Here is an 11,345-nt window from a genome sequence, read left to right as displayed (position 1 = left end):
TGTCGATGACCGCTGCCCCGGCCCCGATCGTCCTCGACCCGCTGGCCCGCGACAACGCGGCCGAGGGTGCCCTGCTGCGGGCCGCCGGCCCGGTGGTGCCGATCGAGCTGCCCGGTGGTGTGGCCGCCTGGGCGGTGACCCGGCACGGGGCCGCGCGCGAGCTGCTGACGGACGCCCGGCTGGTGAAGGACGCCGCGCACTGGGGGGCGTACCAGCGCGGTGAGGTGCCGAAGACCTGGCCGCTGATCGGCCTGGCGGTGCCGGGACCGAGCATGGTGACCACGGACGGTGCCGAGCACCGTCGGCTGCGGGCGCTGGTCGCGCAGGCCTTCACCCCGCGCCGGGTGGAGCTGATGCGTCCGCGGGTCGAGGAGATCACCCACGCGCTGCTGGACGCCCTGGCGGCGGGGGAGCCGGTGGTCGACCTGAAGACGGCCTTCGCCTTCCCGCTGCCGATGACGGTGATCTGCTCGCTGCTGGGCGTTCCGGAGTCGGACCACGCCGTTCTGCGCGACCTGTACGAGCGGTTCTTCGGCGTCAAGCCGGACCCGGCGGGCATCCAGGCGACCATCGCCGGGCTGAACGCCTTCGTCAACGAGCTGGTGGCGCAGCGCCGTTCGGCCCCCGGTGAGGACCTGGCGAGCGCGCTGCTGGCGGCCGACACCGAGGGCGGGGCGCTGACCGACGCGGAGGCCGCGGCCACCCTGCGGGTGATCATCGCGGCGGGTCACGAGACCACGGTGAACCTGATCGGCAACGCGGTGCGGGCGCTGCTGGCGCACCCGGACCAGCTGGAGCTGGTGCGTTCGGGGAAGGTGTCCTGGGAGGCGGTGGTTGAGGAGTCGCTCCGCTGGACGCCGCCGACCAGCAACTTCCTGTTCCGCTTCACGGCCGAGCCGATCCCGGTCGGCGACGTGGTGATCCCGGCGGGTGAGCCGGTGCTGGTCTCGTACAACGCGATCGGCCGGGATCCGCTGCAGCACGGGGTGACGGCGGAGCTGTTCGACGTCACCCGGGATCCGAGCCGCCACCTGTCCTTCGGGCACGGCCCGCACGTCTGCCCGGGTTCGCCGCTGGCCCGGCTGGAGGCGGGGGTCGCGCTGCCGGCGTTGTTCGCGCGGTTCCCGGAGCTGTCGCTCGCGGTGCCGGACGCCGAGCTGCGGTCGAGCGGGTCGCTGGTGGTGAACAGTCTGCTGGAGCTGCCGATCCGGCTGTTCTGACGGTTACCGACCCGGTGCCAGGGGGAGGCCCTGTTCGGATATTCCGGGCGGGGCCTTCGACTTGTGGTGGCGGCGATCCGGGAATCGCCTGGTGGTGGGTCACGGTCGGGACACCGACCGGTGAAAGTCGAACGCGGACCTTGGCGGAGGAGGGCTGCTGCGTTAACGTCTTGGATCAGTCCGGCCGTCCTCCGTCCGTGCCCCTGTGGGCCCATCTCCGGTACAGCGCAATGTCGTTCAGCCACCGTCGGCAGCCACGCCCTGGCGAGGAGAACCGCATTGACCCCCAATCCGACCGCGCCGCAATCGACTTCCCGTACCTTCCGCCGTCGTGCGGTCGCCGTGCCCGCCCTGCTGGCGGCGCTGGCGCTGACCGCGGCCTGCTCCAACAGCTCCGGCGGTTCGGGGGGCGGCGGAGGCGGCGCGGCTCAGTCGCTGTCCGGCGACTGCGCCAAGTACCAGCCGTACGCCGGGCATTCGGGCACGACGGTGACGATGTTCGCGTCCATCCTGAGCCCGGAGTCTGACAACCTGGAGAAGTCCTGGGCCGAGTTCGCCAAGTGCACCGGGATCAAGATCAGTTACGAGGGTTCGAACGACTTCGAGTCCCAGCTGCCGGTCCGGGTGACCGGCGGCAACGCGCCGGACTTCGCGATCATCCCGCAGCCGGGCCTGCTGGCGCAGATGGTGAAGAGCGGCAAGGTGGCGAAGCCGCCCGCCCAGACCGTCGCCAACCAGGACAAGTGGAGCCCGGTCTGGAAGACCTACGGCTCGGTCAACGGAACCTTCTACGCGGCGCCGATGAGCGCCAACATGAAGTCGCTGGTCTGGTACTCGCCGAAGGCCTTCAAGGCGGCCGGCTACGAGGTGCCGAAGACCTGGGCGGACCTGATGGCGCTCAGCGACCGGATCGCCAAGGCGGGCGGCCCCAAGCCGTGGTGCGGCGGCATCGCCTCCGGTACGGCCACCGGCTGGCCGGCCACCGACTGGCTGGAGGAGGTCGTGCTGGGCTCGTACGGCGGTGAGGTGTACGACCAGTGGGTCGGCCACCAGGTGAAGTTCTCCGACCCCAAGATCACCACGGCGATGAAGACCGTCGCCGACTGGATGCAGAACCCGGCCTGGACGAACGCGGGCTTCGGCGACGTGAAGTCGATCGCCACCACCACCTTCCAGGACGCGGGCACGCCGATCCTGGGCGGCAAGTGCCTGATGCTGCAGCAGGCCTCCTTCTACGAGGCGCAGTGGCCCAAGGGCACCAAGGTCGGTCCGGACGGGGACGTGTTCGCCTTCCACCTGCCGGCGGTGAACCCGTCGGTCGCCAACCCGGTCGAGGGCGGCGGCGAGTTCCTGGCCGCCTTCTCCGACCGGCCCGAGGTGCAGGCGGTGCAGAACTACCTGTCCAGCTCGGACTGGGCGAGCAGCCGGGTGAAGACCGCGAGCGGCTGGGTCTCGGCCAACCAGGGCGTGGACAAGAGCCTGTACACCGACCCGATCGACAAGCTGTCGGCCGAGGCGCTGACCGACCCGGCGGCCACCTTCCGCTTCGACGGCTCCGACCTGATGCCGGCCGCGATCGGCGCCGGGCAGGAGTGGAAGTCGCTGACCGCCTGGTTCGCCGAAGGGCAGTCGATCCAGAAGACCGCCGCCGACATCGACGCCGCCTGGCCGCAGTAGGCGTCGGCGGTCGGCGGTCGTAGCTTCTGACGCCGGCCGCTGGGTGCCGGCTGCCGGTCGCCGGTCGCCGACTGCTGGTCGTCTGTTGCCGCTGGCTGCTGGTCGTCGGTCGCCGGCCGCCGGTCGCCGTCCGCCGGTCGCCGTCCGCCGGGCCGGCGAGTCACCGGGACCACCTGTCGAGGGCGGTGCGGGGCCACCCACCCGCACCGCCCGCCCCCTTCCCACCGCACCCGAAGGGACGTACAGCCATGTCCGTACCCGGATCCCCGTCCTCCTCCGCCGTCCTGGCCACCGCGAGACTGGCGGCCGGCACCTGGGGTGATGCCGCCGTCAAGTTCGGCAACACCTTCGGCGCCGTCGCCGGTTTCCTCGGCATCCTGCTGGTGGTCTTCCTGGTCGCCGGCCGGGCGCGGGGCCGGCTGGCCCGCCCGCTGGCGGTCGCGGTGTTCCTCGGCCCGGCGGTGCTGCTGCTGGCCGTCGGCCTGGTGGTGCCGCTGGTCCGCACGGTCTACCTGAGCCTGCAGAACGACGACGGCAGCCGGTTCGTCGGCGGCGAGAACTTCGGCTGGGCGCTCACCACCGACTCGGTGCAGAAGGTGCTGCTGAACACCCTGCTGTGGCTGGTGGTCGCGCCGCTGGTGGCGACCGGGCTGGGCCTGGTGCTCGCGCTGCTGGTGGACCGGATGCGCGGGCAGGCGGTCTACAAGTCGCTGATCTTCATGCCGATGGCGATCTCGCTGGTCGGCGCCTCGATCATCTTCAAGTTCGTCTACGAGTCGCGCGGGCCGGGGCAGCCGCAGATCGGCCTGCTCAGCCAGCTCGCCGTCGCGGTGGGCTGGGACGACCCGCCGAACTGGATGCTCTCGCAGCCGCTGAACACCTTCCTGCTGATGGCGGTGCTGGTCTGGGTGCAGACCGGCTTCGCGATGGTGGTGCTGTCGGCGGCGATCAAGGCGATCCCGAACGAGGTCGTGGAGGCGGCCCGGCTGGACGGCGCGAGCGGGGTGCGGCTGTTCTGGTACGTCACCGTGCCGATGATCCGCACCACGGTGATGGTGGTGCTGACCACCGTCATGATCATCACGCTCAAGGCCTTCGACATCGTCCGCACCATGACCGGCGGCAACTTCGGCACCCAGGTGCTGGCCAACGAGATGTACTCGCAGTCCTTCGTGCAGTTCAACGCCGGGCGGGGCAGCGCCCTCGCGGTGATCCTCTTCCTCGCGGTGCTGCCGCTGGTGGCCTACAACATCGTCCAGCTGCGGAAGGAGCGTGAGGTGCGGTGACCTCGCTGCGCAAGGAGCGCGACCCGAAGGCCCGTGTCCCGAAGGCCCGTGTCCGGAAGGGGGCCGGTCCGAAGGCGTCCGTCCCGAAGGCCCGTGTCCCGGAGGCGTCCGTCGGGGTGGCCGGGGCCCCCGGTCCGGTCCGCAGGGCCTTCGGCAGCCCGCTGGCCTCGGTGTTCGTGATCGCGATGACGGTGCTCTGGACGATCCCGACGCTGGGCCTGCTGGTGACCTCGCTGCGGCCCAAGCAGGACGTGACGGCCAGCGGCTGGTGGAACGCCTTCCTCCACCCGGACTTCGGCCTCGGCAACTACCACTCGGTGCTGTTCGAGGGAGGCGCCGGCGTCTCCACCGGACTGATGCCGTTCCTGGTCAACTCGCTGGCGATCAGCATCCCGGCGACCGTCTTCCCGCTGGTGCTCGCCGCGATGGCGGCCTACGCGCTGGCCTGGGTGCGGTTCCGGGGGAGCGACGCGGTGTTCTTCACCGTGTTCGCGCTGCAGGTGGTCCCGCTGCAGATGGCGCTGATCCCGCTGCTGCGGCTGTTCGCCTCCGGCGCGCACCTGGGCTCGCTGACGCTGGTCCCGGCGGTGGACCTGAAGGGCAGCTACGCGCCGGTCTGGCTGGCGCACACCATGTTCGCGATGCCGCTGGCGGTGTTCCTGCTGCACAACTTCATCGCCCAGCTGCCGCGGGACCTGATGGAGGCGGCGGTGGTGGACGGCGCCTCGCACTTCAAGATCTTCCGCTCGATCGTGCTGCCGTTGAGCGCCCCGGCGCTGGCCTCGTTCGCGATCTTCCAGTTCCTGTGGGTCTGGAACGACCTGCTGGTGGCGCTGACCTTCGCCGGCGGCACACCGGAGGTGGCGCCGATGACGGTACGGCTGGCGCAGCTGTCCGGCTCGCTCGGGGGGCGCTGGGAGCTGCTGACGGCCGGGGCGTTCCTGTCGATCGTCGTGCCGCTGATCGTCTTCTTCAGCCTGCAGCGGTACTTCGTGCGGGGGCTGCTGGCCGGGTCGGTGAAGGGGTAGCGGGCCGGGGTGTCCGGATTCCATTCTGAACGCGTTCAGAACCAACTTTTGAACCTGTTCAGAATGGTCTACAGTCGGCTGCGGCGGCGCCGAGCGCGCCCGTCGGCGGACCGCCGTGAGGGCGGTCCCCGCATACCCGCCGACCACTGAGGGGGACTCATGTCCGGCCTGTCCACGCCCGCCTCGGCCGATCCGCCCCCCGCGCCGGAGCGCCCGTCGTACGGACCGCCCGGACCGTACGGGCCGTACGGGCCGTACGGGTCCTCCGGGCCGTACGGGCCGTACGCCCCCTACCGGGCGCCCGGCGGGCCCGTCCCCCCGAACCCCGTCACCGCCTGGCTGCGCCTCAGCGCCCCCGACCGCCGGGGCGGTGCCACTCCCCGGGTCGTCCTGCTCGCCCTGCTCACCGGCCTGCTGACGGCCTGGCTGCTGTACGACGGACTCGGCGCCAACCTGCTGATCTGCGGCACCGCCACCGCCGTCGGGGCCGGCTGCGCCGCCCGGGCGGCGGGCCGGAGGATCCGGCCCTGGACGGTCGTCTGGAGCGTGCTCGCCCTCGTCCTGCTCGCCGTCCCGGTCCGGTGGGAAGCTGGCTGGCCCACCCTGCTCGCCGTCCTGGGGGCGCTCGGGCTGGCCTCACTGGCCCTGCACGGCGGCCGCCGCTGGCCCGGCGTCCTGCTCGCGCTGCCCGGTCTGCCCGAGCAGCTGCTGCCGGCCGTGCGGTGGGCCTGGACCGGCATGGCAGGGCGCTCGCTGCCCGGCCGCGGCCGGATCGTCCCGGTGCTCAAGGCGCTCGCGGTCGCCGTCGCCCTGCTGACCGTCTTCGGCCTGCTGTTCGCCAGCGCCGACGCCGCCATGGCGGACCTGCTGGGCGGGCTCAGCCCGGACCTCGACCTCGACCAGCTCCCGACGCGCGGGCTGCTGTTCGTGCTGGGGACGCTCACCGCGCTGGGCTTCGCACGGATCGCGGCCGGCCCGCGCCGCTGGGACCGGACGGTGATCCGGCCGGGCCGGGAGCGCCGGCGGCTGGAGTGGGCGTTGCCGCTGGTCGCGCTCAACCTGATGTTCGGCGTCTTCGTGGCGCTCCAGGCCGTCGTCGTGCTCGGCGGCGCGGACGCCGTGCTGAGCAACACCGGGATGAGCCGCTCCGCCTACGCCCGGCAAGGCTTCTGGCAGTTGAGCGTGATCACCGTGCTCACCCTGGTCGTGGTGGCGGTCGCCAAGCGCTGGGCGCCGCGCACCACCGCCGCCGACCACCGGGTGGCGCGGATCCTGCTCGGACTGCTCTGCGTGCTCGCGCTGGCCGTGGTCGCCTCGGCACTCGGCCGGATGTGGTTCTACGTGGACGCCTCCGGGCTCACCCGGCTGCGGCTGTGGGTGCTCGTGGTCGAGGTGTGGCTCGGCGTCGTCTTCCTGCTGCTGATCACCGCCGGGCTGACCCGCCGCACCGGCTGGCTGCCGCGCGTCGTCGTCCTCAGCGGGATGCTCACCGTAGCGGTGTACGGACTGATGGGGCCGGACACGATCGTCGCCGAGCAGAACGTCAGCCGGTACGAGCAGGCCCTGCGGACCGACCCGCACGGCGCGGCGATCGACCTGCGCAACGTCCGCGACCTCTCGGCGGACGCGGTGCCCGCCCTGGACCGGCTGCCCGAACCGCAGCGCAGCTGCGCCCTGGAGCTGATCGACCAGGACCTGGGCGCGGAGGCGAACCCCTGGTACGCGACGGGCGCCTCGGTCGCCCGGGCCCGGAGGATCCTGGCGGAGCGGCCGCCGGTCGACTCGCCGGTGTTCGGCCGCCGGCCCTGCGACCGGGCGGGGCTGGGGTACGAGGGCTGGTAGCCGGGCGTGCCGGAAGGCGGCAGGGCTGGAAGGCGGCAGGGCTGGAAGGCGGCAGGGCTGGAAGGCGGGCGTGCCGGAAGGTGGCAGGGCTGGAAGGCGAAAGGGCCGGCCGGGAGCGTGCTGCTCCCGGCCGGCCCTGGGCGTTGTGGCGTTGGACAGGCCTCGGCCGTTCCGGTGTCGGGTCGTTCCGGCGCCCGGACGTTCCGGTGTCAGTGCATCGCGACGGCGGAGGAGTCGCCGCTCGGCAGGTCGCTGGCCTTGGCCTTGATCACGAAGACCGCGATCAGCAGGGCGACCGCCGCGAGCGCGGCGCCCACGATGAAGCCGTGCGAAATGCCCTGGGTGAGGACGGAGTTGGCGGCGTCCGTCCCCGGCGGGAACTCGTGGTGCTGCTGGAGGTAGGCCAGCTGGTCCGGGGTCGCGCTCTTCATGAACCCGGGCAGCTGCGCGGTGGCCTCGGCCGTGGCGTAGTGCGCGAAGACCGTGGTCAGGATCGAGAGGCCGAGCGAACCGCCGATCTGCTGCATCGAGTTGAGCAGGCCCGAGGCGGCGCCGGTCTCCTCGCCCGGGACGCCGGCGACGGCGAGCAGCATCACCGGGACGAAGATCAGGCCCATGCCGAAGCCGAACACCACCGTGGGGCCGAGCACCCCGTCCAGGTAGCCGCTGTCCCCGCTCATCTGGGTCAGCCAGGTGAGGCCCGCGGTGACCAGCAGCGCGCCGCCCGCCATGAACGGCTTCGGGCCGTACTTGGCCTGGAGGTTGGAGGCGATCTGCGCGGCGATGATGATCGAGACGCTGATCGGCAGGAACGACACGCCGGCCTTCAGCGGGCTGTAGCCGAGCGGGCCCTGCACGAACAGCACCACGTAGAAGAAGATGCCGAACATGGCCGCGGCCAGGCAGAGCATCATCACCAGGCCACCGGTGCGGTTGCGGTTGGCGAACAGGTGCAGCGGGGTGATCGGCTGGTCGGTGCGGTTCTCGATCACGAAGAACGCGGCGAGCAGGATCGCGCCGGCCGCGAAGGAGCCGAGCGTGATGCTGTCCGACCAGCCGTCCGAGGCGGCCCGGATGAACCCGTAGACCAGGCCGACCAGGCCGAGGGTCGAGGCGAGTGCGCCGGGCAGGTCGAAGCGGCCCGGGTGGCGCTCGGACTCCGCGATGTAACGCGGCGCGGCGACGGCGATCAGGATCGCGATCGGCACGTTGACGAAGAACACCCAGCGCCAGTCCAGGTACTCGGTGAGCAGACCGCCGGCCAGCAGGCCGATCGCGGCACCCGATCCGGCCACCGCCGAGAAGACGCCGAACGCCTTGTTGCGTTCCGGCCCCTCCTCGAAGTTGGTGGCGATCAGGGCGAAGGCCGTCGGGGAGCAGATCGCGCCACCGATGCCCTGGAGCGCGCGGGCGGCCAGGAGCAGGCTGCTGTCCTGCGCGAAGCCGCCGAGCAGCGAGGCCAGGCCGAACAGCAGGGTGCCGAAGATGAACACCCGGCGGCGGCCGAGGATGTCGCCCGCGCGGCCGCCGAGCAGCAGGAGCCCGCCGAAGGTCAGCGTGTAGGCGTTGATGACCCACGACAGGTCGGTGGTCGAGAAGTTCAGGGCGTCCTTGATGTGCGGTAACGCGATGTTCACGATCGTCGCGTCGAGGACCACCATGAGCTGGGTGGCCGCGATGACGGCCAGGGTGATGCCCTTGCCCCGACCCTTTCCGGCCTGCGGTGGTGCGTTCTTGCTGAGCGTGTCGGAGATAGCCACGAATGTGCCCCCTGCTGGCCATGTGCTCGGTGCTGTGGACCCGGCGGACCGCCGGTGTCCGGATGTGGCGCTGCGCGGCCTTGCGCAGGCCGGGAAGGAACGGGATCGTTCACTAATCGGGACGATATCCTGGTCGTGATTGTGAACGCAAGCGTTCCTTAAGGGTGGTGGTGATGGAGCGGTTGGTACGGCGCCTGGTGGCGGACCGGACCGGTCGGTCGTCCGGGCGGACGGCCGGACCGGCGGCGGACGCGACGCCCCCGCCCGGGAGTTCACCGGACACCTTGCGGGCCCCGGACACCTTGCAGGCCTCGGACGCCGTGCGGATTCCGGGTGCCCCGCGGCCTTCGGGCGCCTCGCATGCCACGGGCGTCGAATCGGTCGCGGGGGCGGCCCTCTGCCCGGTGCGGGCCGCCCACCAGGCCCTGGCGCGACCCGGACGGCGCCGTGGCAAGGAACTGGAGAACGCGATCTTCGAGGCCGCGCTCGACCAGCTCACCTCCGGCGGATACGCGCGGCTGACCATGGAAGGCGTCGCCGGCGCGGCGCGGACCGGGAAGGCCGCGCTCTACCGGCGCTGGGCGTCCAAGGACGAACTCGTCATCGACGCCCTGGACGCCACTCTTCCACGCCCTTACGACACCCCGGACCTCGGGTCCGCCCGCGACGAACTCCTGCAGCTCATCGAGGCGTTCGTGGCCGCACTGGCCTCCCGGGCAGGCGCCGCGATCCACGCGCTGATGGCCGAGATCGACCAGGAGCGGGCCGAGGTCTTCAAGTGCTTCATCAACGACCGGGTCATCGATCCGACCACGGCGACCATCCTGGAGATCCTCCGCCACGGAGCCGAACGCGGCGACGTCCGGCCCGGCGCGGCCACCCCGCTGGTGGCCGACGTCATCCCGGCGATGCTGCTCTACCAGGCCAAGATCCGCGGATTCCAGGACCTGGGACCGGACTTCGCCACCCGGCTGGTGGGCGAGGTCCTGTGGCCGATGATCCGGGCTTAGGCTGGAGGCTGCCCCAGCTGAACGGAATCCGCCATGCCCATCGTCCCGCCGACGCACTCCGTCGAACGCTCGCTCCGCCGGGCCGGCGCCAGGACCGTCGTCGGCCTGGACGAGGTCGGGCGCGGCGCCTGGGCCGGGCCGGTCACCGTCGGTGCGGCCGTCACCGGTCTGCGCAAGGCGCCGGAGGGGCTGACCGACTCCAAGCTGCTGACCGAACTGCGCCGCCGCGCACTCGCCCCGGTCCTCGCCGACTGGGTCACCGCGTACGCCATCGGACAGGCCTCGCCGCAGGAGTGCGACGAACTCGGCATGACGGCGGCGCTGCGGCTGGCCGCTGGCCGCGCGCTGGAGGCGCTGCCGGTCGAGCCCGACGCGGTGATCCTGGACGGCAAGCACGACTACCTCGGCGGCCCCTGGCGGGTGCGCACGGTGATCAAGGGCGACCAGTCCTGCATCTGCGTCTCCGCAGCCTCGGTTCTCGCCAAGGTCCACCGCGACGGCCTGATGGCCGAACTGGGCGAGGGGTGCCCGGAGTACGGCTTCGCCGACAACGCCGGCTATCCGTCCCCGGTGCACCGCGCAGCGCTGGAGGAGCACGGCCCGACCGGACACCACCGGCTCTCCTGGGCGTACATGGACGCCCTGCCGAAGTGGCGCCACCTCAAGCGCGTTCGGGAGCTCGTGGGCGAGGGCCGGGAGTCCGCCGACGAACAGTTGACGCTCGGTTTCTGACGGTCCGTCTGGAATTGCCGGGGCGGGGGCGGCAGGTGTCCGGTGCTCAATGGGTGGGGCGCCCGTGCGCGTCCGACCGGCATTTGATAGATATCCGGGTATGCCTGTCTTCCCCGAGGAGCCGGAGATTCACGAGAGCCTCCCGGGCCCCGGCGTTCCCTTCCCCCGCGAGTCGGACGCACAAGCCCTCCACGTGCCCGCCACCGGCGGCGCACCCGCCAGCGCACCCACCACCACCGTCGCCGCCCCGGCTCCGGTGCCCGGCCCCCGCCCGGCGCCCCCGAGCCCGGCCCCTCCGCACGCCGCCCGTCCCGGTCCGCCGCCGCGGATCCCCAAGCCCGGCCCGGCGGTTCGCCGCCCGGCCCCCGCCGCACCGCAGGTGGAGGTCCAGCGGATCGCCGCCACCCCGGCCCAGGCGGTCGGGCGCGCCGACGACGCCGTCGACCTGCTGCTCGACTCCGGCCGCGACCCGGGCCAGATCCTGGTGCTGACGGTCGGCGGGGCGCACCCCTGGCAGCAGCACGAGCTGTCCTTCGGTGAGGAGCGCTACTGGGCGCAACTCGCCGAGGGCGGGGACGTGTTCTACGCCGACGCCGCGCTGACCCGCCCGGTCCGGCGCGAGGTGGTCGTCCTGGTGGTCAACGGCGGACCGGCCGCCCGGGCCGCCGAGGCCTACACCAAGGCGCTCGGCCACGCGACCGCGCTGCTGGTGGTCTGCGGTGACGCAGGCCCGGCGGCCACGGGGGCGGCCGGCGCCGCGCCCGGACGCCCGGTCAGGGCCTGACCGGGC

At 72.3% G+C, this 11,345-nt stretch carries 9 protein-coding genes; 8 read left to right on the top strand and 1 reads right to left on the bottom strand.

The annotated features are described in order from the left end of the window. Positions 1 to 5: 5 nt before the first annotated feature. From CRP52_RS09685 to CRP52_RS09660, 5 genes are all read left to right on the top strand, one after another. Positions 6 to 1,220 carry a cytochrome P450 family protein gene (locus CRP52_RS09685; RefSeq protein WP_097236021.1) on the top strand — a complete coding sequence of 405 codons (1,215 nt, stop codon included), beginning with the start codon at positions 6 to 8 and terminating at the stop codon, positions 1,218 to 1,220. Between the two features lie 279 nt (positions 1,221 to 1,499). Beyond that, positions 1,500 to 2,897, top strand: a complete 1,398-nt coding sequence (locus CRP52_RS09680; RefSeq protein ID WP_097236020.1) for an ABC transporter substrate-binding protein — start codon at positions 1,500 to 1,502, stop codon at positions 2,895 to 2,897. Positions 2,898 to 3,145: 248 nt separating this feature from the next. Beyond that, positions 3,146 to 4,183, top strand: coding sequence for a carbohydrate ABC transporter permease (locus CRP52_RS09670; protein ID WP_097236019.1), 1,038 nt, complete (start codon positions 3,146 to 3,148; stop codon positions 4,181 to 4,183). Continuing rightward, positions 4,180 to 5,211, top strand: coding sequence for a carbohydrate ABC transporter permease (locus CRP52_RS09665; protein ID WP_257032390.1), 1,032 nt, complete (start codon positions 4,180 to 4,182; stop codon positions 5,209 to 5,211). Before CRP52_RS09670 ends, CRP52_RS09665 begins: the two co-directional genes overlap by 4 nt. A 159-nt stretch (positions 5,212 to 5,370) precedes the next feature. Continuing rightward, complete coding sequence (locus tag CRP52_RS09660) at positions 5,371 to 7,053, top strand: DUF4153 domain-containing protein (protein ID WP_257032389.1); 1,683 nt, start codon at positions 5,371 to 5,373, stop codon at positions 7,051 to 7,053. A gap of 209 nt (positions 7,054 to 7,262) precedes the next feature. Here the strand turns inward: CRP52_RS09660 and CRP52_RS09655 are convergent, their stop codons facing one another. Next, entirely contained in the window at positions 7,263 to 8,813 is a 1,551-nt protein-coding gene (locus tag CRP52_RS09655) for an MFS transporter (protein ID WP_373560473.1), read from the bottom strand. A gap of 404 nt (positions 8,814 to 9,217) precedes the next feature. Here CRP52_RS09655 and CRP52_RS09650 point away from each other — a divergent pair, with 404 nt between their 5' ends. The 3 genes from CRP52_RS09650 (at position 9,218) to CRP52_RS09640 (ending at position 11,339) form a co-directional block, all read left to right on the top strand. After that, a complete protein-coding gene (locus CRP52_RS09650) occupies positions 9,218 to 9,823 on the top strand; it encodes a TetR/AcrR family transcriptional regulator (protein ID WP_179852742.1) in 606 nt (201 codons plus the stop codon). Positions 9,824 to 9,856: 33 nt separating this feature from the next. Continuing rightward, positions 9,857 to 10,555 (top strand): ribonuclease HII, encoded by a 699-nt coding sequence (locus CRP52_RS09645; protein WP_097236017.1) that lies wholly within the window; start codon positions 9,857 to 9,859, stop codon positions 10,553 to 10,555. Between the two features lie 100 nt (positions 10,556 to 10,655). After that, complete coding sequence (locus CRP52_RS09640; RefSeq protein WP_097236016.1) at positions 10,656 to 11,339, top strand: hypothetical protein; 684 nt, start codon at positions 10,656 to 10,658, stop codon at positions 11,337 to 11,339. The last annotated feature ends 6 nt before the right edge of the window (positions 11,340 to 11,345 follow it).

This window comes from Streptomyces sp. 1331.2, assembly GCF_900199205.1.
GTDB lineage: Bacteria > Actinomycetota > Actinomycetes > Streptomycetales > Streptomycetaceae > Kitasatospora.
This window is presented reverse-complemented; position numbering and strand designations above follow the sequence as displayed.